We start from the raw sequence: 20,848 nt of genomic DNA on the forward strand, positions 1-20,848 counted from the left end.
TCTAATCCTCCTTATTTTGCTTTTACTAAATCCTCTGCCTGCTTAATTACATTTGCACCATACCCAAAGCTATAGTCTGTCCCATTGATAATTCCAACCGGTACTCCTAATGGATCAGCAGCATCTTTGGCATAACTAGTTTTATGTGCCATATGTGGTCCTAAAAGAACAACATCTGCTTTTTGAATATGATCTTTGATACTTCCAATATTGATTGCCCAAATCTCATAATCCTTTCCTTGCTTTTTCGCTTCTTCCTGCATTTTTGCAACTACAATACTGGTAGAAAACCCACCATCACAACATAATAAAATATTCATATTTGCTCCTCTCTCTATCTTTCTTGTATCCTTTGATACATTCTAACCATTTTCTCCGCCATCAAGTGCAGAGTTGTCGCTGAAGTCAGATGATCCTGTGCATGAATCAAAATCACATCAACCGCAACTGCTTCACCATTCGCAATCTTCACTAAACTGTCCGAATGTCCCTTATGTGCTTCATTAATTTCCTGTTGCGCATTTTCCAGACACTCCTGTGCTTTCTCAAATTCCCCTTCCTCGGCATAATCTACTGCCTGAAGACATTGAGTTTTCGCATTTCCTGCATGTAGTATTACTACAAAATTTCCACTCATATCATCCATTATATTTTCTCCTTTATAACATCTATTACATTCTTGTACGTAGGTCTGTGAATTACTTTTGATATTTTTGATTCATTGGTTACAAAATCAGTAAACTCCTTATAGAACACTTGCATATCCTGATCCAGATCTTTCTGTAATCCAAGTAATACAACTACCTGCACCATTTTCTCTTTCCACAAGATTGGCTGCTCTAGTATCGTTATTGATACAAAGGTCTGGTTCGCCAGCGGTTCAATCGAGTGTGGAATTGCAACTAAGTTTCCAATTGCGGTTGAATACAGTTTGTCACGTTGTAATACCTCACTGACAAAACGTTCCCCTACCCCTAATCGTTTCGGTAGTCGATTACATATCTCTCGAATAATCACTTCATAATCCTCATGTGGCGGAAGACAGAATACCTGATCTTCCTCAATACAATCAGTAAAGTGAACACTCTTATCATCTTGTGTAAGTGATGACTCAATTGTCTTTACATCATGCGAATCTAAGAAACACGAAATTTGTATGATTGGTTTTCCAAGTTGTTTGTTCACAGGCACGGTCGTTAGAATGTAGTCATAGGAATCAACATCCTTGTTGTGCAAATCATACAAATTTGTGGTTTCAACAAAATCAATATACTTATTAAAATTACTTTTTATCTTATACGCCAGAAGTGAAGAAGTCGCTCTTCCACTGGAACATACAATTAATATCTTACGTTTCTTTGTAACTACTTTGTGGCGATCCAGTGCCAGCGAGAAGTAAATCGCAAAGTAACCCAATTCATCTTCATCAAGCTTTACATCAAATTCTTCTTTCAAGACAATTCCAACTTCTACTGCAAGATTAAATGCAAGTGGATAAGTTGCCTTTGTCTGATCCAATAATGGATTACGCATTCGCATCTGATAACGAATTCTTGTAACTAACGGAATCAGATGTAATGAAAGGCTCATCCATAAATCAAAGTCTTCAAAGAAATCAACGTTATACTTCTGCTTACACGCTTCCAATATTCGATTCACAATTCGATTCAGATCTTCTGAAACAATTGGATTCTCTTCATTCATAATATTGTCATATTTATGTTTTGCTTTTAGCTGAATTGCAAGATGATGAATATCATCTTCTTCCAGTTTCTCTAAACCAACTGTTGATAAACGATCCACTAAGATTCTCGCTACCTCCAGTTCCTGACTATCCTGTGGTAATCTGACATATGTATGATCCCTTGGAAACTCTCGTATCATATACATCACCTGTATATGTAGCAGTAAACTTTCCAGTGTAATATCTGAAAACTGATATTCCTGTTCATTCAGCACTTCACTAATTACATCCATAATCTGCTGGTTGAAGCGATTGATTTTCTTAAACTTTGCATCTGCTGATATTGATAAATCCGGAAACGTTCCATCAGCAATTTTATCTGCAAGTAAACGTCGAATATTTACTAACCTTCCTTCAATTCGCATTCCATAATTTGGTTTGGATACCAACTTTAAATCATAATTCTTTAAAATCGTTTTCACTTCTTTCATATAACGATTGGCTGTAGATCTGGAAATATATAATTCCTCACACAAATCATCCAACTTTATATATTCCTGATAAATCAATAACATATAAATAATCTGGTACACAATCTGATCAAGTGAATCTTTTAGTTCATTCACTGATAATGACTGTAAGTAATTTTGAAAACGCTCATTATCTTGAATATCCAGTGAATACCCTTCACTGGAACTGACAATGATTGCTCCCTGATTTTCTAACTCATAATTGAGTTTCTTTATATCATCACGAATGGTTCGATCACTTACATTCAGTAATGTAGCCAATTGCTTTGATGTCCATACAGTTTTCCCCTGTAGTAATCTTTTTAGAATCTCTTCTTTTCTCATAGGAACTCCTCACTTTCATTATAGAAATCTTTTACTTTAACTCCATTTATTAAATTTCCTACCCTTAGGAAATAAAAAAAACTTGAAATTTCTTTCCCAAGTTTCCTAAGTAATACAATACAAATATTTCATCATACATCTAATCTTTATTACGATATCCTTTAAAATAATCAATTAATTGTTTTTCACTTACATCAAGACGCTTTAATTCGCCTTCATATACGTCTATAGGTGGATTGCTATCTTCCAAATCCGGTCCATAGATACTCACTCTTGTAGCCCCATGATCAATTACTCCATAAAAAAATTCTAAAGCATATAAAGATAAATCATCCTCATAAAATGCATGAATAGTAAAATTCTCTTTTGAATTCACATAAAGAACTTGATACTCAGTTTCAATAAAACCATCATATCCATTGGTTTTTAATATTTCATCTACGTTTACTGATTCACCACTGCACCCACTCATAACTAAAACGAAAGTAATTAATAAACTAAATAATTTCTTCATCACTTCTCTCCTCATCTTATACTCATTATATTTGATTCCACATTACTTAGTAAAGAAAATAAACAAACTATATTGTCATCATAAACACAAAATTAAATTACCTTCTTTAGTTTATGCCATGTTTGATTTATTTTAATAGTTAACTTTATATGCTAAAATGCTCATAGGAGATTAATATGAAAAAACGAATTATTGCAATAGGTGGTGGCGAAAACGGCCGCCAAGGATATCCATACGAAACTGCAGAAATAGATCAGGAAATAGTAAGGTTATGCGAAAAAGAAAATCCTAAGTTACTATTTATTGGTACCGCTTCAAATGATGATAGTAATTACTTTCATTCAATGTCTAAAGTATTTAAAAAATTAGGTTGTATTGTTAATAATTTATCATTAACAATAAATAACTATACTGAAGATGATATATATAAGATAATAACTCAATCAGATATAGTTTATGTTGGTGGAGGAAATCCAAAAAGATTGCTAGAACTATGGAATGAAAAAAAGATAGTTAAAATATTAGATGACGCTTCAGAAAATGGTTTAATTTTATCAGGATTAAGTGCAGGTTCATTATGTTGGTTTTCTTATTGCAATTCAGATTCTTTAAAATTTAATAATGAAAACATTGAATCTATTAAACAAGATGGATTAGGTTTTATCGACGCTGTTAATTGTCCACATTATGATAATAAAGATAACAGAAAGAATGAATTAAAAGCTATGATGAAACACTTACCTGATAAGGTTGCAATAGCTCTTGATAATTGTTCTGCTATCGAAATTATTGGTGATAAATATAGAATAATAACAAGTAAGACTACTGCAAATGCATATAGAACGTATTGGTTAAATAATGTTTATTACGAAGAAATCATTCCAAAAACTCTAGAGTATTCTAATTTAACCGACTTAATCGTTCATCCTAAAAATAGAAAATAAGCTGCAGATATTCACAGCTTATTTTTTAATTTATTCATTGTTTTTGTCATAAATTCACCAATTGTTGCACCAGCATAATCTACAACGCCATCAGCTTCTTTATACTCAATAATCTGGCCTTCTTTTCCAAGTGATGTTGGAGCATAGTCCAACATCAGAAAACTTCCATTCTCACTTGCTGCAAACGGAATCCAGCGTTTGTTTTGGATATAGTTTTGAACTCGTTCATCATTGCTGTTACTTATCTCTTCATCCTTATTTTGAAAATAAACTTTCACCTCCACAATGGAAGCAAGTGATAAGATTCGATAATCATTGTCATCACTCGATAGAAGTTCGATTGATCCACTTCCATTATGATAGTTATAAAATGCTTTTAACTCTTCTGGAAGGCTAATATCCAACAGTTCTTCAAACTCTTGCATTTCAAATGGATCCGCTTTAGGAATTCGCATATACTCCTGTACTAACTGTATCTCTAATTCTTCTCCATCCAATTTTTTACCATTCAGCATATATGTCTGTTCAATTTCTTTTAATATATCCATGTAGTCTCCTTTAATATAAAATAACTCTCATAATTCCATCAGACATATAGTATTGAGCAGAACGTCCTGCTCGGTTTACGATTGTCTGTGCAATTGATGTATATTCAGCTTGCGTAGTTGTCATTGGCAATCTTACCGCTCCGATCTGACCACTGTTTAATAGCTCTAATATTTTATCAGCAGCCGTATCGGTTGTTACTACCAGACCATTTGCACGATAATATTCATACTGATCACCAGTTGCTGTATACTTATCCAATTCACTGTCAATTACATAATATTCATCTTCCTCATACAATAAGTCACCAATTTCATCTGGTAACAATAATGCTGAGTTAGGAATTTCATCACTGTCATTGAAGGTAGTATCTACCAGATACCAGTTATCATCAATGTTTACACGGTTCCATGCATGACGAATATCTGAATCACTATTACTGTACCCAGTTACCATAATACTTTCAAGACCTGCATCACGTGTTAACAGCATGAATGCAGAAGCATATCCTTCACATACTGCACTACCTTCATAGAATACACCAGTAGCAAGACTTGCATCAAAATAAGTATTATCCATTTGTGAAGTTGAAATAATTGCATCTGCTGCAGCCTGATTGTACACTGTCTGATTAAGAATATAATCATTGATTGCATACACCTTCTGTGCATCACTCATATTATCATTCAAAATTTGCGCATTTACTTCTTTTACAGTTGCTCTTAGTGCTTCCTGTTTTTCTTTTCTTGTATCATCATCAAACAGATAATGAACATACATCACTTCATTCCCCATATCTATTTCATACCACACCGTTTTTAAAATAATCGGATTTTGGTGTTGAATCTCCTCAATCATGTCATATAGGTACGTATAATTATAGTTGTCTGAATTACGTAAATTTTCATCTTTCGATAAGTCAATAACGTTTGCACCTGCAACTAAATTCTTCGCAATGTATTCACCATTTTCATCATTTAAAAACAACTCATCTTCCACTTCTGGAAGTGAAGATGATTCAATTACATTATAGGCAACTGTCTTACCACTCTTATAATCATATTCTTTCGTTTCTAATTTTTTATATTCATCTTTAATTGCTTCCTGACGTGATTCAATATCCTTTTTATAACCACTGTCATAAGTTGAAACAACAAATTCTCCACCTACAATTGAATTCTTAATCAAATATGGAATATGTAGGTTCCCGTCTTTTTCATAAGCTTCATCAGCCTGTAATACTGGCTGACGATATACAGTATTCCCATCACAACTACTTGCCAACACTGCGTTTGGTAAAGAAGTAATTGACTCATAATTATTTGAATAACTTACTTCCTGCATTGCATATTCAGCAAATCCACAAGTTTCCTTTTCATTATCAAACTCTTGAATATTTCCTAAAGCCGAATATGATTTATCTTTTACGGCAATTACTCCATATTTTTTTCCCTGATAATCTAGAATATCTTCATTTGCCCACCAATAATCATCGTTTGCTGCATATTGAGCATCTTCTGAATGGAAGTAGTATGGTAATGTTTCATCTAGTGCTACAGATGTTTTATCACCCTTCACTTCTTTTATGATATTTACATCTACCTGAGAATAATCATATACATCAAAACTAACGACCAGGTACTTCTGTGCATCACTTACTTTTTCCCATGATAAAACTAGTTCATCATCTTTATACTCATAACTTACTTGTGGTGTATCAAGTTCACGTTCTACACTAAATACGGTTACAGTTTTCTTTTCTAATTCTTCACCTGTATCTAAATCATAGTTTTGAACAATGAAATACTCAGAATATAATCCCCAGTCATCTTCATCACTCATTACGCCATCTTCACTTTTGAATTTTGTGTTTGCTGATATATTAAATTTATTATCAATTTTATCCACTTTCAGTTTTGGATGATATTCTGTTGTAAACTCTTTATCTACATAAATAGTAAATACTCGATCTTTACGTATCGTACTTGCTGAAATATCTTGTCTTACATCTTTATTTACATCAAATGAGAATACATGGTCTTTTTCAACATCATCTAATGTTTCCACATATTCATAACCTTTTTCTTCAAAATAAGTTGCATATTCTTCATTGTAATTATCACCAGAATCACAACCACTAAGTACAATTACAGATACAAACAAAACAATTGTACTAAAAACTAATTTTCCCCTAATCTTCATTATTTCCCTCCAAAATCATTAATAACTCTTGATCATTGTATTCAGATAAAATATAAATGCGAACAAACCGTGAATCCATAATCGTTTTTTTCAAATCATTTGATTCACTCAATAACTTAAAGAATCTTATATCTACATATTTAAAATATTTTTCACAGTCTTCTATCAATAATTCCAGATAATCTACCTCTGGATTATAATGAATACTCTTCTGACTTTTTGCTTCAATTATTGAAATAATCTTACTCTTATATTCCATAAAGTTTGGAATGTTTGATAAGAGTTCATCAGTTGAGAATTTTAGCCAGTCATCCTCTTCCATATTTCTTGTATAAATCTTCAAAAAGTTATCTTCAGTATATTCACTTTTGATATCTTCAGCATACTGTTCTGGGCGATTAAAAATCTTTGCTCTTGCCTGACTCAAGTATAACTGAGTAAGTTCGACTCCAGCATAGCTTTGATCACTTTTTTTATACACCAGAAAGTCAGGACTTTCACTTGGTGTAATTTCATATTCATCACCATAGTAGATTTTATGTAATGTTGCTAATTCCTTTAATTTCTTTTTCTCATCCATAGTTCACCTGTACTGCTCCATTATATCATAATTCATTATTCAATGTTGTATTCATTAGCCATCTATACTATGATGTAATTGACATAAATTTAAGGGGTCTCTATGAAAAAATCAAAATTCACAAGCTTAGAAAAGTACTGGATTCTTTATGATGTAGGTAATTCTGCGTTTATTATGCTGGTGTCTACCATCATACCTATCTATTTCAATGGATTAGCTGAGAGTGCTAATATATCAGAAGTGGATTATCTTGCTTATTGGGGTTACGCTGTTTCCTTCTCCACGCTGATTGTAGCAGTAATTGGACCAATCATTGGCACGATATCAGATACAAAAGGATATCGCAAACCAATCTTTACATTATTTATGATGATCGGAGTCATCTGTTGTGCTGGTTTATCTTTAGCTACTACATGGATTGTATTCCTTGCTGTGTTTGTGGTAGCAAAAGTAGGATACTCAGCAAGTCTGATCTTCTATGATTCCATGCTTTATGATATTACAACACCTGATCGAATGGATGAAGTATCCTCTCAAGGATATGCATGGGGATATATTGGAAGTTGTATTCCATTTATTATCAGTTTAGTCTTTGTATTGTTTTATGAATTAATAGGTATTTCATTATCAATGGCAATGATGATTGCATTCTTTATCACTGCAGCATGGTGGTTTCTTGTGACAATACCATTATTAAAAAACTATGAACAAAAATATTATATTGAACCAAAGAAACACCCAATCAAAGAAAGCTTTCAACGTTTTGGAAGTTCAATCAAAGAAATACGACAACATAAAAAGATTCTACTATTCTTAGTCGCATTCTTCTTCTATATTGATGGAGTCTATACAATTATAGAAATGGCTACAGCGTATGGTAGTGCTTTAGGTTTAGACACTCAAGGATTATTGCTGGCACTGTTAGTAACACAAATTGTTGCCTTCCCATTTGCCATTCTATTTGGTAAATTATCAAAGAAATATGATACAGCATCACTAATTAAGTTTTGTATTGTTGCTTATACTGGAATTGCCTTATTTGCAATTCAACTGGATCAGCAATGGGAATTCTGGTTTCTGGCAATCTGTGTAGGAATGTTCCAAGGTGCAGTACAGGCACTATCACGTTCTTACTTCGCCAAGATTATACCACCAGAAAAAACTGGGGAATTTTTTGGAATCTTTGATATTTGTGGAAAAGGTGCTTCGTTTATTGGAACTGCTTTAATGGGATTGTTCGCCCAATTAACAGGAAGTGTAAATAGTGGTATCTTCATCTTAGTTATTATGTTTATAATTGGTTTTTACTTCTTTAGTAAAGCCGCAAAAGAAGAGTAAAAGAAAACACAGGCAACCTGTGTTTTTTACATATCTTCTACTAATCGTTCTTTCACAATCTTTAGTACTTCATCTGAAATATCACATGAACATAAATACTCTTCATAAGTACCATACTCTTTTTCTAAGTAACTGATTGTTTTTTCAATGTACTCTGCTTTTGAATACATAAACTTCATATATTGGTCATTTGATTCTTCTAAGATATCAATTCCTCTGCGATAACGTAAATTCGTAAATGTTTGTTCATAATTTGTCACAATATCCTGACGGCTTACACCTACTAGACCCAACAGTAACATTGCCACTACTCCCGTACGGTCTTTCCCTGCTGCACAGTGAAATACAACCGCACCTTCTGGCATATCTGCAATTACTTCAAAGATTTTTCTTACTTGTCCTTTACACTGTAATAATCCAATATAGAAATCACCTAAAGTGAAATCAAAATCATCTGGATTTACTTTACTGACATCACCGATACTATCAATCATAAATGGAATATTCACATGCGTAATATCCAGATCACTTGCAAGAGTGTCAGGACTTCTCTTTGTTTCATTCTCTCCTCTTAAATCAAGAATTGAAGTTACTCCATAGTCTTTCATTAGTTGTTCATCAGCTTTCGTAAGTTCTGATAAATCATCAGCACGAAGAAAACTTTGCCATTTGGTAAGTTTGTTATCTTTGGTAACATAACCACCTAATTCACGAACATTGTATGCTTTATCTAAAGGTAAACGTATCATTGGTTTCATAAAATCCTCCAAATTATAATATCTATATTCTATCCCTGTTTCATTTTTTTATCAACTATTCGCTAAAATACTCTATCTTTTTCTTTGTAAATTGTGGATAATATGAGAAAGAGATATGGGGAGTTATGATTGTGAGAAAGTTAAAGTTATTTAAGAAAAAAGAAAATTCTGTTATTACTGTGAATAATACATCTATATTTGAACTCAATGGTATTTCCTATTCAATCAGAAGAGATAGAAGAGATACTGCATTTTTTCTTTCTACAAATTATGAAACATTAAAGTATTCATTTATAATTTTAGGTAATATGAATGAAGATTCTGGTTATTCACCTTATCTTGTTATTAACTCAATTGATACTTCTAAAAAGAAGGCAAAAGAACTTATTGGATTGAGTTTTAAAGTTACAGATATTAATCAAGCAAGAGAAAGAGAAGATACTTTCTACATTTACGAACATGAACCAATTGTAGAATATGAAGTAAAAATTTTAGATATTGAAGAACATCAGGTGCATATAAGTTGTACAGGAAAAGCAATTGTCGATGGGTATGTAGACGATTATGAAACGATTGATTTTTCAATTGATTGTTTCTTACCAATTATTACTAATAAAGATGATTGGTCAAAATATGGATTTTAATGATATAGGAGGTCTTTAGATGGAAAGACGAGATAAAGTCAATTATTATTTAGATTTAGCAGATGTTGTTTCAAAACGCTGCACCTGTTTACGCAGGCATTATGGTGCTGTTATCGTCAAGAATGACGAAGTAATTTCTACTGGTTATGTAGGATCGCCCAGAGGTAGAAAAAACTGTACAGATTTAAACTTCTGTATCAGACAGAAGATGAATATTCCAAGAGGAGAGCGTTACGAGTTATGTCGTAGTGTTCATGCAGAAGCAAATGCAATTATTAGTGCAGAACGTGAAAAGATGATTGGTAGTGTTTTGTACCTGTCTGGAAGAGAAGTTGATACAGGTGAATTTATCAATCAATCCAATAGTTGTTCAATGTGTAAACGAATGATTATCAATGCTGGAATTGATAAAGTTATTATTCGTGATTCTCAGGATAGTTATCGTATTACTGATGTTCAGGATTGGATTGAAAACGACGAATCACTTTCCGGAAGTTTTGGTTATTAAAAGCAATACCCCGTTATTTAAATAACGGGGTACTTTTTATTATTCTGTTTCATATGCTTTTAGTTCATCATCACTGATATAAGTACTTTCTTTATGGTCATAAAGAATCATTTCAATTTCATCAATTGTCTTCTTATCTAATTCTTCCTTTGTGTACTTATCAGTAAGTTTCAGAATTCTATTGCTTAGAATCCCACGGTATGCATCTTCTCTCATTTGTCCTCTCCTATTCCGCTTTCATATCAATTATTTCTTTATCTGGATTATTCATAATTTCCATACATACATCAACTGATTCTTGAATCGCAGCATGAATGTCATCTTCTTCTACACCTAATTTATCACGAATAATTGATTTATCAATAAACGTATCTGCTGTCATCAGTTTCACATACTCAACCATATCTAATCCTAATTCTTTATTTGCTGCTTCCAGTTGTTTCTTTGTTTCCTTCATATTTTCCAAATATGGTTCTGTCGGAATCGTAACCACTGTTTTCGGGTCCTTCATATCTGCTGAGAACTCTTCTAACCACTCTTTCCAGCTCATATTAAACCAACCTACTGGATATGCAACAGCACCTTCTGTATTCAGCAGAGCGCCTGCAATGGCCTGTCCAACCTGATGTACTGTAACCATTGTTGTACCACCAGTTGGGTAATATAATTCTTTGGTTGGTGTATTCTTAATCATCTCTGCAATGAATTGCCAAACTGGTTTTCTACCTTTTTGAGCACCAAAGATATACGGTAGTTCAAGCACTGCAACATTCATCCCATCTTTAGCATAAGCAAACGCTGCATCTTCCTGATCGACTCTTGAACGAATATATGGATGGTGTTTTGTAAGTTCTAATTCTTTCCATTCTTTCGCAAAGTAAGAGAAATAAGATCCTAACACTACTACATGTTTTACTTCTGCTTTCTTCGCAATGTCCAATAAACGAGTTAGTGTATCAATATTATACTTTTTAAACAAATCATAAATTGGTGGTTCTGCTTCTACTCTTTCATCTACTCCAGCTGCAAATACAAATCCTTCACAGTCTTTCATAATATCGAATAATTCATCATCACTCATATTCAGATAATTACCTAGTTTTACTTCCATTCCTTTTGGTATATCCAAATCATCTTGTAATGGAGGAAGTGCTAAAGAAACAACACTATGCCCTTTTTTAATTAATTCTTTCGCTCCTTCTAAACCTAATAATCCAGTTCCTCCTATCATAAATACTTTCATGGTTTACCTCCTTTGATATTTCATCTAGTTTTATCATACCCTCAAATTGAGTTCAAACCAACTAAGACAACCGAGAAAGTCGTGGATATTACTTTACAAAATTTCATAAATGACTATAATATGTTACATAAGGCTAACTTTGCAGGAGGTATGAAAATGAAATTAGTTTTGATCCGTCATGGGGAAAGTGTTTGGAATAAAGAAAACCTATTTACAGGTTGGACAGATGTAGATCTTTCAGATACAGGAAGAAAAGAAGCAAAAACTGCAGGAGAATTATTAAAAGCAGAAAATTATGATTTTGATGTATGCTATACATCTTATTTAAAAAGAGCAATTCACACACAAAACATTGCATTAGAAGTAATGGATCGTGAATGGTTACCAGTTATAAAAAGCTGGAAATTAAACGAACGTCACTATGGTGCGTTACAAGGTTTAAACAAAGCTGAAACAGCAGAAAAATATGGTGATGAACAAGTTAAAATCTGGCGTCGTTCATTCGACATTCAACCACCATCATTAGAAGAAAATGATGAACGTAGTCCACGTCTTCTTGAACAATACCGTTATGAAGACAAAGACCAACTTCCATTAGCAGAAAGTTTAAAAGATACAATCGCTCGTGTAATTCCATATTACGAAGGTGAAATCTTAAAACAAATGAAAGATGGAAAACGTGTATTAGTTACTGCACATGGTAACTCATTACGTGCATTAGTAAAATACCTGGATGGTATGAGTGACGATGAAATCGTTGGCGTTAACATCCCAACTGGAGTACCTTTAGTATATGAATTCGATGATAACTTCAAAGTAATCGACAAATATTACTTAGGTGATCAAGATGCAATTCAAAAGAAAATGGAAAGTGTTGCAAACCAAGGAAAAGCAAAATAAAACTGTCATATGACAGTTTTATTTTTTTAATAGCCAAACATCTACTGATAGAATCTGAGCTATCTTTTCTATGCCATGAAAACCTATATTATTTGCTATCATTTCAATCTCATCCGCACTCGTACAAGCCATTGTCGATTGTGGATTTTTTCTTGTATTCCCTACCTGCTCTGCATTCGCACCATTATGAATTGCATATGTTTCCCACCAATCCAAGTGATAATCAGAGAAGGCGCTTAGAACACAAAGTCCATCCGCTTCTAAACTGTTATATATGTTCCTTAAAAACTGCTCTTTATCACCTACAAAATGAATTACCAACAATGATAGACACAAATCAAAACATCTCTTATTTTCATATGTCTCAAAAGATGAACATTTAAACTCTGCATATTCGCTAATATTGTATTCCTCTAATTCTTCTTGTATCTTTCCTATCATGCTTTCACTTGGATCAACAAGTGTAAAACTTGCATCCTCATAAGCATTATGAGATTTCATTACTTCTACTAATCCGCCACCAACAGATAAAATCGAATGAACTTCCTTTGCTTCTACTGGCAATACTCCATGAAATATTAAATCAAACATCAAAGAATATCCGGGGATCTTTGCTTCCATATCCTTCATATACATCGCTGCATATTCATCACTATTAAAATCTTTCATTATATTCTCCTGTTCATATGTTACCTAAGGTTAACTTGATATAACTATATCATGTTAGACAGTGGTAGTGAAATAAAAAATACACAGAATAATTCTGTGTATCTTCATCTAATTACATTGTTGAGACGTTAAATGGATCACCTAGTGGTGTAATTCCAAATGCTGGCAAACTAAATACCAGGATAACAACTACGGCAACAATCAATGCTAACCAATTCACAATTCTTGTTGAAATGTGCTTCTTACCTTCTGCATCAGTCATATTTCTAGTAAAGAATTTAGCAATTGGTTCTCCTATTGCATAAACAAATCCTAGTGCAGCTAATGGTGCTCCAAGTACTAATACCCATCCCATAATTTCCGCTGGTACGCGAATACGTGCTAAAATAAACATTTTTTCTCCTCCTAATAAACACTCTTCACCAATTAAGACATTCTTCCCTCAAAAAAGGTTCAGATTTCTTTTATAGTAATATGTCTATACAAATACGTCAATAGTTTATTTCCCACTATTAACTGGCTTCTTTTTAAAACTAATGAGTGTCAATACTTCATTTAATTCCTCTTTATTATTTGTGAGTGGATAATTAATCCACCCTCCATGATCCCCACATGGATAGCGTTCTTCCCATAACTTTTTTGTCTGTGGTAAGAAAGACTCAAAGTTTTCTTCTATCTTTGGAACACAATTATCACCAAGCTGCATCATTACTATGACTCGTTCGTCTTCAAAGAATACATACACCAAATGATTTGCTTTATGCGCATATTTGTATCCCCATCCATAGTTGTTACCAAATGGAAAGCGTAATTCTTTTTTTAAGTCATAGCGATTTCTTAGTTCATCTTCTAATTCTACTAAAATATCCCAAGAACCTTTAATTTTTTCTTTAATTTCATCTATTGTTGGTTCTTTACTTTTATCTAGCATTCTACTCATGGTTAGCCTCCTTACAGCTTTCTACAAAGCGAATTGCATTTTCTAATTTATCCATATCCATCTCATAAGGGACATTATGAATATTTGTTAACTTTTCAAAGCACTCGTCCTCTACTAGCTTCATTGTCTCCTTGTTCATTTCAATCCCTAAGGCTTGTAACGTAGTAGGTAACCCAATTTGTGTACATAGTTGGTATACTTCTTCAAACATTTGTTTATTTCCTTCACATGCAAGTTGAACAAGCGTTGCATAAGCAACTACTTCTCCATGCATGTTTTGTTTATTACTCTTTACTTTAGTAAGTGCATTATGTAATGTATGAGCGATTGATAATCCACCACTTTCAAAACCAATTCCACTTAATAAAATATTTGTTTCTATGATGTTCTCCACTGCATCACTTACGATTCCATATTTAACATCATCTACAGCACTAAGCGCATATTCCATCACACTTTCATAACATGCCTTTGCTATCATAAGTGCAGAGTAGGTTACTGTTCCACCAGCGTCTGTAGTTTTTTTTGCTTCATAACATGCTCTTGCTTCAATATAAGTTGAAAGCGCATCTCCTATACCTGCTATAAATAACCGTAGTGGTGCTTTCACAATTACATCCTCGTCAACCAATACAGCACTAAGACTGCGTTTTAGATGAAGGTAAGAATCGAATGTCAGGTCATCATGATATAGAACTGCGATAGAACTGCATGGTGCATCAGTTGATGCTACTGTAGGAACAACAATGACATCACTGTCAGTATAGTAAGATAATCCTTTTGCAACATCCATGGTTTTTCCACCACCGATTCCAACAATTAAATCTAACACATTTATTGTATAGTCTTTTATTAACTCGTTTAATTTTTTCTTTGAGCATACGTTAGGGACCGATAATAATATAATTTCTTCATCATCAAATGAATGAAGTAATTGATTTTTCATATTTTGAATGACAAAGTCATCAGCGATTATAACAATTCTCACATACCCTGGATTGATATAATCAGACAAATGATGTAAGATACCTCTTCCTTGTATATACCTCATTGGTGCTTTTAGTATTTTATCCATAACGCCCCCCTTGTTTACTCTATTATAAAGGATTTAAAGGTTGGATTAAAGTGTGTGATATAAAAACAAATTATGTGGAAGTATAGAAATAAGTGAATTTTACTTGAATAATGTAAACTTAAATTGTATTATATGTTAAAATAGTATGTAGTAAACAGGAGGATGTATGGCAAAAAAAGATTATTATCTTGTACTTGGCGTACCCAAAACAGCAACTGCTGATGAAATTAAGCGTGCCTATCGTAAGTTAGCTCGTAAATATCATCCAGATGTTAGTACAGAACCAGATGCAGAAGCAAAAATTAAAGAAGTTAACGAAGCGTATGATGTATTAAGTAACCCTGAAAAGAAACAGGCATATGATCAATATGGTCATGCTGGTGAGCAAATGAGGCAACAACAACACCAACAACAGGCATATGGAGCATATGGACAGTTTACTAGTATGGATGACATATTTGAAGCATTTTTCCGTGCAAGTGGAGCTCAACAACAACAACAACGTCAAGGGCAAGGTCAGAATTATCAACAAAGACAACAGTACCAATACCAGCAACGTCGTTCTAACCCATTTTCATTTATTATTCAAATATTCATATGGAGTTTTATTCTACGCTTAATATTCTCATTCTTCTTTATTTAATATATAAAAAAACAAAGGTGTCAATCTGATATGATCCCCCTAGAGTAGACAACTAAAATATATAAAGTTGTTTCTATGAAAGGAGGGATCTTTTCTTATGGGAAGAAAAAGTAAGTTTACACCTAAGCAAAAAGAACAGGCAGTACTAAGATATACCAAAGGATATGAATCACAAAGAGGAATTGCAGCATCTTTAGGAATAAAGCACACTTCATTTCTAAAGTGGATAGCACTTTATGAAGCAAGTGGAATAGAAGGGTTTATACCTTCACCACACAACAATAGTTATTCAAAAGAATTTAAAGTAGAAGTAGTTTTAGCGTATTTAAATGGAGAAGGTTCATTACTTGATGTAATGAAAAAATATAAACTTAAATCAACTAGGCAAATTGAAACATGGGTAATGAAGTATAATAGTCATGAAGAACTAAAGGATTATAATCCAAAAGGAGAAGTTTACATGGCTGAAAACAGAAGAAAAACAACACTTGAAGAACGTATAAAAATAGTAGAATGGTGTCTTGAGCATGACAAGTCCTATAAAGATGCAGCAAGTGAATTTGATGTATCCTATGCACAAGTTTATCAATGGGTAAAACGATTCACAGAAGACGGTGAAAATGGACTTGAAGATAGAAGAGGAAAAAACAAGTTAGATGAAGAACTCACTGAACTAGAGTTATTACGTCGTGAAAACAAGCGACTTGAACGCAAACTGGAAGAAGAGAGAAGAACAATAATTGCATTAAAAAAAGTGAAGGAAATCGAAAGGAGGCGGTATTCGCCAAAGGGAAACAAGAACCGCAATACTTAGCAATTAAAGAATTACATGAAGATAAAGGGTGGAGCATTAACTGGTTATGCAATGTATATGGCATTGCCAGAAGTAGTTATTATAAGTGGTTGAATCGCAAGCCAACACAGAATGAATTAGAAAGCCATGAATTAGCTAATATAATTCTAGATTATGATGAGCGTTTCGGACATATACTAGGATATCGCAGAATGACGGAATGGATTAATGTACTGAATCATAAACAATACAATTATAAGCGTGTGCATCGGATTATGAACTTACTTGGTATTCACGCAGTTATTCGTGCAAAACGAAGTAACTACAAAAAGAGCACTCCACAAGTCACTGCACAAAATTTATTAGCAAGAGATTTTAGTGCATCAAAACCAAATGAGAAATGGGTTACAGATGTGAGTGAGTTCAAAATTAAGGGAATGAAGAAAAAACTTTATTTAAGCATTATTATGGATTTATATGATTGCAGTATCGTAGCTGTGCATATCAGTGACAGAAACAATAATAAACTTGTCTTTAATACTTATAAGAAAGCAATTAAAGCAAACCCTGGAGCCAAACCAATGCTTCATAGTGATCGTGGCTTTCAATACACTAGTAAAGTGTTTAAAGCGAAGTTAGATAAGCAAGGTATCGTTCAAAGCATGTCTCGTGTTGGGTGTTGCATTGATAATGGACCCATGGAAGGATTATGGGGAATTATTAAATCAGAAATGTATTACTTAAATGAATTTCATACATTCCAAGAACTCAAGAAGGCAATTATGAAATATATAAGTTTCTATAACAATGAAAGATTTCAGTCTAGATTCAATATACAAACACCAATCCAAGTACGTGAAGCTGCAATGAGAACAACTGAACCAATTCAGTATGTAATTCCAAAGAATAGAAAGATAGAAGAATATAAAAGACATTTACAACAGAAACAACAAGCAAGTATCTATGCATAAGAAAAGACAATCTATCTTATTGATAAATCGTCTATATGAATTTTAGATATTTCACCTGTCTACTTGACAGGGCTCATATCAATCCGACACCTTTTTATATTGTTTCCTCCTTTGCCCATCTGGCAAATGTATGATTGCTGACATGCAATCTTCTGCCTGCTTCTTTCTGAGAGATTTCACCCAGCTGATATAGTTTTAATACTTCCTCATATCCTTCAGGTTTTTCTCTTTTTGGTCTTCCAAATTGAGTACCTTTTTTCTTTGCTTCTTCAATCCCTTGCGTCTGTAGCAGTTTTCTATCATGTTGTTCTATCTTGGTTACATAAGATAGAACTTGTAATACAACATCTGCAAACTCTTCTCTACTTATTCCTTTTGCTGGATTTCTTGTATCCAATAAAGGAAAATCAAGAACTACTACATCAACATTTTTGTCAATCGTTAGTAGTTTCCAATGTTTCATAATTTCATCATAGGTTCTACCTAAGCGATCAATTGAAGAAATAAAGACAATATCCTCTGGCTGTAATTGTTTTACCATTTTCTCAAATAAACTTCCTTTAAAAGTATCTCCTACTTTTTTGTCTACATATAGCTGTTCCTTTAAAACTCTTTCATTCCTAATTGCGGATATTTGTTCATCAATATCTTTCTTTTTCCCTGATTCTCTCACATATCCATATAGTTGCATATAGTATCACCTCCATAATAATTGTAGAATATCATGATTTCTAATCTAAAGTCATTTCTTATGCACTCTTTATATATAGAAAAGAAAGACACATTGTGCCTTTCCAATTAATTTATCTGCTAATGTACCTTATAGGATACATCACTTGTACAGTCTACACACATAACAACCTCTTTAATCGAATCATTTGTTGGCAATAACAATGACTGAGGATAAAGTCCTTTTGAAGGTTGTTGTTGGTAGCTACGTAATGTCTCCAACAGGTGAATCGTTGCGGAATCATCCAGAACAACTGAAACCATTAATCGATTTTTGTTATAGCGAATCAGTTCTTTTTCTAATCCACTACGTGCGATTGCAGAAAAATCAACTCCCATTTCTAATGCAATATTGTACTTCATTATACCACTTCCTTTCACTTGTAAAACATGCAAAATTAACTGATATATAACTAACGATCATTTCTAATTCTATAATATCACGCTTTCATGAAATGTACATTCATATGCTTTATAAGTAGAAAAATTCAGGTTCTTTCCTTCGTGAGTTTTTCTCTTCAAATGGACCTCTTGCAGCATTGTATAATTCTTGAGGGAAAGCTCTTGCTTTCACTGGACAATGCGTAATACAGGCTGTACATGAAATGCACTTCTCCATATCCGTTACTCGAGGATCTGCTGCATTAATTGCAAAGACTGGACAGACATTCACACATGCCTGACACTTGATACATTTTGTGTCCCCTTCTGGCTTCATCTTAGATGGCCCCACTTCTTTGTAAGGATAGTTTCCATTTACTTTTAATTCACCGCAAAGATCTTTCTCATAATCTTCTTTACAGTGTTTTGCAAATTCCGCTATTTTATGAAGATCCTGTGCATCAGGACGACCAACAGCGACATTTGTAAAGATTGAATGATGAGCAACAAATGCTGCAGCACTAATTACATTAAAGTTTTGTTCTTTCAATAAGTTTACCAACTCTAATAATGCATCATCATAATCACGATTCCCATAGACAACTATCGCCACTGCTTTTGCTCCATTTCCTTCCATTATAGATAATATCTCACTACAAACAGATGGAATTCTCCCAGCGAACACAGGCAGTGTAACTACAACATAATCATCTGCCTCAAAACTTACCTCTTGAAGGTTATCATCATGCAACAAATCGATTTCCGTTGTTTCCCAGTTAATGTTTGAACAGAATAAATTAGATATTTTTTCTGTTGTACCACTGGGACTAAAATATAGTTGTTTAAGTACGTTATTCATATCAACACTCCTTTACGTCTTGATAATATTATAATCTCATACTAAGAAAAAACAACTCTAATTTCTTAAAGTTGTTTTACAAGTTTATTTATCTGCTGGAAATACAATTCCTGCTTCTTTACGACAATACGTAAGTACTTCATGAACATCTTTGGATACTTGATGTGGTACACTGTAACCTTCAATTCTTCCTTCTTTGATACAAGCAATCATTTCCTTGATTTCATAATAGAAGTTTTCTGATGGTTTTTCACTAACTACTGTTTGCTCTTTCGCCAAACGATTGTACCAGATGACTTCTTGAGGCATACTTGGCTGATCAATGGTAATCGTTCCATGTTCACCACAGATTTCTGACAGATTCTTAGTATCCGATGCTTTTGAGTAACTTAAGGTAGCTACAAAATCATCATAGATAAAGATACTCGCTCCTGCAATATCAGCACCTGTATCTAACAATTCTGCAGTACTGATTACTTTCTTTGGTTTACCAAACAAAGCAATAACATCAGCAATAACATAAACACCTAAATCCATAATAGCTCCATTTGATAAATCAGCACGGAACGTTGATGGGTTTTCTTTACGTAAATAAGCATCGTATCTAGACGAATACTTCGCAAAGGTGAAATTCACCTGATGAAGTTTTCCTAGTTTGGGTAATAATTCTTTTACTACTTTTAAGTTAGGATTATATAAGGGTATTAATCCTTCTTGTAAGTAAGTGTTATTACGTTTTGCGCATTCAAACATTTCATTTACTTCATCAATATTACTAGCTAGCGGTTTCTCACAGAATACAGGTATTTTTCTTTCTAAAAAATACATACTAATCTCTTTGTGTAAACCATTTGGCACTGCAATATAAACGGCTTCAATTAAGTTTGATTCCAACATCTTTTCGTAAGAATCAAAAGTATTCGGAATCTTATATTTCTTGGCAAACGTATCTGCTAGTTCTAGTGATACATCACTAACTGCTACTACTTCACATTCTTCTACAAGAGCTGCACCATCCATAAAAAAGTCTGATACAAAATTCGTTCCAATGACACCAAATTTCATGATAATCT

Annotated in this window: 26 protein-coding genes; 8 read left to right on the plus strand and 18 right to left on the minus strand. The window is 33.3% G+C overall.

The window, feature by feature from the left end:
- Positions 1–11 precede the first annotated feature (11 nt).
- The 4 genes from J2S15_RS15400 to J2S15_RS15415 form a co-directional block, all read right to left on the minus strand.
- Complete coding sequence (locus J2S15_RS15400; protein WP_307409924.1) at positions 12–320, minus strand: PTS sugar transporter subunit IIB; 309 nt, start codon at positions 318–320, stop codon at positions 12–14.
- 14 nt (positions 321–334) lie between these two features.
- Positions 335–646 carry a PTS lactose/cellobiose transporter subunit IIA gene (locus J2S15_RS15405; RefSeq protein WP_307409926.1) on the minus strand — a complete coding sequence of 104 codons (312 nt, stop codon included), beginning with the start codon at positions 644–646 and terminating at the stop codon, positions 335–337.
- Positions 646–2,538: a BglG family transcription antiterminator gene (locus J2S15_RS15410; protein WP_307409928.1), complete on the minus strand. Its 1,893-nt coding sequence runs from the start codon at positions 2,536–2,538 to the stop codon at positions 646–648. Before J2S15_RS15410 ends, J2S15_RS15405 begins: the two co-directional genes overlap by 1 nt.
- Positions 2,539–2,677: 139 nt before the next feature.
- Positions 2,678–3,052, minus strand: a complete 375-nt coding sequence (locus J2S15_RS15415; protein ID WP_307409931.1) for a hypothetical protein — start codon at positions 3,050–3,052, stop codon at positions 2,678–2,680.
- 176 nt (positions 3,053–3,228) lie between these two features.
- Here J2S15_RS15415 and J2S15_RS15420 point away from each other — a divergent pair, with 176 nt between their 5' ends.
- Positions 3,229–3,996 carry a Type 1 glutamine amidotransferase-like domain-containing protein gene (locus J2S15_RS15420; RefSeq protein ID WP_307409933.1) on the plus strand — a complete coding sequence of 256 codons (768 nt, stop codon included), beginning with the start codon at positions 3,229–3,231 and terminating at the stop codon, positions 3,994–3,996.
- A gap of 11 nt (positions 3,997–4,007) precedes the next feature.
- Here J2S15_RS15420 and J2S15_RS15425 read toward each other — a convergent pair whose 3' ends face one another.
- Genes J2S15_RS15425 through J2S15_RS15435 form a run of 3 tightly spaced genes read right to left on the minus strand, consistent with a single transcriptional unit; the run spans position 4,008 to position 7,324 of the window.
- The gene (locus J2S15_RS15425; protein ID WP_307409935.1) at positions 4,008–4,544 is read right to left on the minus strand and encodes an SMI1/KNR4 family protein; all 537 of its coding nucleotides are present in this window, start codon (positions 4,542–4,544) and stop codon (positions 4,008–4,010) included.
- A gap of 10 nt (positions 4,545–4,554) precedes the next feature.
- Entirely contained in the window at positions 4,555–6,744 is a 2,190-nt protein-coding gene (locus tag J2S15_RS15430) for a transglutaminase domain-containing protein (RefSeq protein WP_307409937.1), read from the minus strand.
- A complete protein-coding gene (locus J2S15_RS15435) occupies positions 6,734–7,324 on the minus strand; it encodes a hypothetical protein (protein WP_307409939.1) in 591 nt (196 codons plus the stop codon). The genes J2S15_RS15430 and J2S15_RS15435 overlap by 11 nt, the downstream gene beginning before the upstream one ends.
- 102 nt (positions 7,325–7,426) lie before the next feature.
- Between J2S15_RS15435 and J2S15_RS15440 the strand changes: the two genes are divergently transcribed.
- Entirely contained in the window at positions 7,427–8,662 is a 1,236-nt protein-coding gene (locus J2S15_RS15440) for an MFS transporter (protein WP_307409941.1), read from the plus strand.
- 26 nt (positions 8,663–8,688) lie between these two features.
- Here J2S15_RS15440 and J2S15_RS15445 read toward each other — a convergent pair whose 3' ends face one another.
- Positions 8,689–9,420: a tyrosine-protein phosphatase gene (locus J2S15_RS15445; RefSeq protein WP_307409943.1), complete on the minus strand. Its 732-nt coding sequence runs from the start codon at positions 9,418–9,420 to the stop codon at positions 8,689–8,691.
- 131 nt (positions 9,421–9,551) lie between these two features.
- On the opposite strand from J2S15_RS15445, the gene J2S15_RS15450 reads away from it, so the two are divergent.
- Positions 9,552–10,064, plus strand: a complete 513-nt coding sequence (locus tag J2S15_RS15450) for a hypothetical protein (RefSeq protein ID WP_307409945.1) — start codon at positions 9,552–9,554, stop codon at positions 10,062–10,064.
- A 19-nt stretch (positions 10,065–10,083) separates the two neighbouring features.
- Positions 10,084–10,572 carry a deoxycytidylate deaminase gene (locus J2S15_RS15455; RefSeq protein ID WP_307409947.1) on the plus strand — a complete coding sequence of 163 codons (489 nt, stop codon included), beginning with the start codon at positions 10,084–10,086 and terminating at the stop codon, positions 10,570–10,572.
- A 39-nt stretch (positions 10,573–10,611) separates the two neighbouring features.
- Here J2S15_RS15455 and J2S15_RS15460 read toward each other — a convergent pair whose 3' ends face one another.
- Positions 10,612–10,788 (minus strand): hypothetical protein, encoded by a 177-nt coding sequence (locus J2S15_RS15460; RefSeq protein ID WP_307409949.1) that lies wholly within the window; start codon positions 10,786–10,788, stop codon positions 10,612–10,614.
- 10 nt (positions 10,789–10,798) lie between these two features.
- A complete protein-coding gene (locus J2S15_RS15465) occupies positions 10,799–11,815 on the minus strand; it encodes an NAD-dependent epimerase/dehydratase family protein (protein WP_307409951.1) in 1,017 nt (338 codons plus the stop codon).
- 156 nt (positions 11,816–11,971) lie between these two features.
- On the opposite strand from J2S15_RS15465, the gene gpmA reads away from it, so the two are divergent.
- On the plus strand, positions 11,972–12,715 hold the full coding sequence (gpmA, locus tag J2S15_RS15470) for a 2,3-diphosphoglycerate-dependent phosphoglycerate mutase (protein WP_307409953.1): 744 nt from the start codon (positions 11,972–11,974) through the stop codon (positions 12,713–12,715).
- Positions 12,716–12,733: 18 nt separating this feature from the next.
- Here the strand turns inward: gpmA and J2S15_RS15475 are convergent, their stop codons facing one another.
- The 4 genes from J2S15_RS15475 to J2S15_RS15490 form a co-directional block, all read right to left on the minus strand.
- Positions 12,734–13,384, minus strand: a complete 651-nt coding sequence (locus J2S15_RS15475) for a class I SAM-dependent methyltransferase (protein ID WP_307409955.1) — start codon at positions 13,382–13,384, stop codon at positions 12,734–12,736.
- 112 nt (positions 13,385–13,496) lie between these two features.
- Entirely contained in the window at positions 13,497–13,778 is a 282-nt protein-coding gene (locus tag J2S15_RS15480; protein WP_307409957.1) for a hypothetical protein, read from the minus strand.
- 105 nt (positions 13,779–13,883) lie between these two features.
- Positions 13,884–14,324, minus strand: a complete 441-nt coding sequence (locus J2S15_RS15485) for a DUF3788 family protein (RefSeq protein ID WP_307409958.1) — start codon at positions 14,322–14,324, stop codon at positions 13,884–13,886.
- Positions 14,317–15,399 carry a glycerol dehydrogenase gene (locus tag J2S15_RS15490; RefSeq protein ID WP_307409960.1) on the minus strand — a complete coding sequence of 361 codons (1,083 nt, stop codon included), beginning with the start codon at positions 15,397–15,399 and terminating at the stop codon, positions 14,317–14,319. The genes J2S15_RS15485 and J2S15_RS15490 overlap by 8 nt, the downstream gene beginning before the upstream one ends.
- 166 nt (positions 15,400–15,565) lie before the next feature.
- Between J2S15_RS15490 and J2S15_RS20345 the strand changes: the two genes are divergently transcribed.
- From J2S15_RS20345 to J2S15_RS15505, 3 genes are all read left to right on the plus strand, one after another.
- Complete coding sequence (locus tag J2S15_RS20345; protein ID WP_370872562.1) at positions 15,566–16,042, plus strand: DnaJ domain-containing protein; 477 nt, start codon at positions 15,566–15,568, stop codon at positions 16,040–16,042.
- A gap of 97 nt (positions 16,043–16,139) precedes the next feature.
- Complete coding sequence (locus tag J2S15_RS15500) at positions 16,140–16,856, plus strand: helix-turn-helix domain-containing protein (protein ID WP_307409962.1); 717 nt, start codon at positions 16,140–16,142, stop codon at positions 16,854–16,856.
- The gene (locus J2S15_RS15505; RefSeq protein ID WP_307410095.1) at positions 16,787–17,806 is read left to right on the plus strand and encodes an IS3 family transposase; all 1,020 of its coding nucleotides are present in this window, start codon (positions 16,787–16,789) and stop codon (positions 17,804–17,806) included. Before J2S15_RS15500 ends, J2S15_RS15505 begins: the two co-directional genes overlap by 70 nt.
- A 94-nt stretch (positions 17,807–17,900) precedes the next feature.
- Here J2S15_RS15505 and J2S15_RS15510 read toward each other — a convergent pair whose 3' ends face one another.
- From J2S15_RS15510 to J2S15_RS15525, 4 genes are all read right to left on the minus strand, one after another.
- Positions 17,901–18,497 carry a recombinase family protein gene (locus J2S15_RS15510; protein WP_307409963.1) on the minus strand — a complete coding sequence of 199 codons (597 nt, stop codon included), beginning with the start codon at positions 18,495–18,497 and terminating at the stop codon, positions 17,901–17,903.
- Positions 18,498–18,616: 119 nt separating this feature from the next.
- A complete protein-coding gene (locus J2S15_RS15515; protein WP_307409965.1) occupies positions 18,617–18,898 on the minus strand; it encodes a hypothetical protein in 282 nt (93 codons plus the stop codon).
- Positions 18,899–19,007: 109 nt separating this feature from the next.
- Entirely contained in the window at positions 19,008–19,775 is a 768-nt protein-coding gene (locus tag J2S15_RS15520) for a 4Fe-4S binding protein (protein WP_307409967.1), read from the minus strand.
- A gap of 84 nt (positions 19,776–19,859) precedes the next feature.
- A complete protein-coding gene (locus J2S15_RS15525) occupies positions 19,860–20,840 on the minus strand; it encodes a Gfo/Idh/MocA family protein (RefSeq protein WP_307409969.1) in 981 nt (326 codons plus the stop codon).
- Positions 20,841–20,848: the final 8 nt, after the last annotated feature.

Origin of the sequence: Breznakia pachnodae (assembly GCF_030814225.1) — a bacterium.
Taxonomy (GTDB): domain Bacteria; phylum Bacillota_I; class Bacilli_A; order Erysipelotrichales; family Erysipelotrichaceae; genus Breznakia; species Breznakia pachnodae.

Coding starts and splice junctions, on each gene's coding strand:
- J2S15_RS15400 (WP_307409924.1), bottom strand. CDS start 320: ATGAATATTTTATTATGTTGTGATGGTGGGTTTTCTACCAGTATTGTA.
- J2S15_RS15405 (WP_307409926.1), bottom strand. CDS start 646: ATGGATGATATGAGTGGAAATTTTGTAGTAATACTACATGCAGGAAAT.
- J2S15_RS15410 (WP_307409928.1), bottom strand. CDS start 2,538: ATGAGAAAAGAAGAGATTCTAAAAAGATTACTACAGGGGAAAACTGTA.
- J2S15_RS15415 (WP_307409931.1), bottom strand. CDS start 3,052: ATGAAGAAATTATTTAGTTTATTAATTACTTTCGTTTTAGTTATGAGT.
- J2S15_RS15420 (WP_307409933.1), top strand. CDS start 3,229: ATGAAAAAACGAATTATTGCAATAGGTGGTGGCGAAAACGGCCGCCAA.
- J2S15_RS15425 (WP_307409935.1), bottom strand. CDS start 4,544: ATGGATATATTAAAAGAAATTGAACAGACATATATGCTGAATGGTAAA.
- J2S15_RS15430 (WP_307409937.1), bottom strand. CDS start 6,744: ATGAAGATTAGGGGAAAATTAGTTTTTAGTACAATTGTTTTGTTTGTA.
- J2S15_RS15435 (WP_307409939.1), bottom strand. CDS start 7,324: ATGGATGAGAAAAAGAAATTAAAGGAATTAGCAACATTACATAAAATC.
- J2S15_RS15440 (WP_307409941.1), top strand. CDS start 7,427: ATGAAAAAATCAAAATTCACAAGCTTAGAAAAGTACTGGATTCTTTAT.
- J2S15_RS15445 (WP_307409943.1), bottom strand. CDS start 9,420: ATGAAACCAATGATACGTTTACCTTTAGATAAAGCATACAATGTTCGT.
- J2S15_RS15455 (WP_307409947.1), top strand. CDS start 10,084: ATGGAAAGACGAGATAAAGTCAATTATTATTTAGATTTAGCAGATGTT.
- J2S15_RS15460 (WP_307409949.1), bottom strand. CDS start 10,788: ATGAGAGAAGATGCATACCGTGGGATTCTAAGCAATAGAATTCTGAAA.
- J2S15_RS15465 (WP_307409951.1), bottom strand. CDS start 11,815: ATGAAAGTATTTATGATAGGAGGAACTGGATTATTAGGTTTAGAAGGA.
- gpmA (WP_307409953.1), top strand. CDS start 11,972: ATGAAATTAGTTTTGATCCGTCATGGGGAAAGTGTTTGGAATAAAGAA.
- J2S15_RS15475 (WP_307409955.1), bottom strand. CDS start 13,384: ATGAAAGATTTTAATAGTGATGAATATGCAGCGATGTATATGAAGGAT.
- J2S15_RS15480 (WP_307409957.1), bottom strand. CDS start 13,778: ATGTTTATTTTAGCACGTATTCGCGTACCAGCGGAAATTATGGGATGG.
- J2S15_RS15485 (WP_307409958.1), bottom strand. CDS start 14,324: ATGAGTAGAATGCTAGATAAAAGTAAAGAACCAACAATAGATGAAATT.
- J2S15_RS15490 (WP_307409960.1), bottom strand. CDS start 15,399: ATGGATAAAATACTAAAAGCACCAATGAGGTATATACAAGGAAGAGGT.
- J2S15_RS20345 (WP_370872562.1), top strand. CDS start 15,566: ATGGCAAAAAAAGATTATTATCTTGTACTTGGCGTACCCAAAACAGCA.
- J2S15_RS15500 (WP_307409962.1), top strand. CDS start 16,140: ATGGGAAGAAAAAGTAAGTTTACACCTAAGCAAAAAGAACAGGCAGTA.
- J2S15_RS15510 (WP_307409963.1), bottom strand. CDS start 18,497: ATGCAACTATATGGATATGTGAGAGAATCAGGGAAAAAGAAAGATATT.
- J2S15_RS15515 (WP_307409965.1), bottom strand. CDS start 18,898: ATGAAGTACAATATTGCATTAGAAATGGGAGTTGATTTTTCTGCAATC.
- J2S15_RS15520 (WP_307409967.1), bottom strand. CDS start 19,775: ATGAATAACGTACTTAAACAACTATATTTTAGTCCCAGTGGTACAACA.
- J2S15_RS15525 (WP_307409969.1), bottom strand. CDS start 20,840: ATGAAATTTGGTGTCATTGGAACGAATTTTGTATCAGACTTTTTTATG.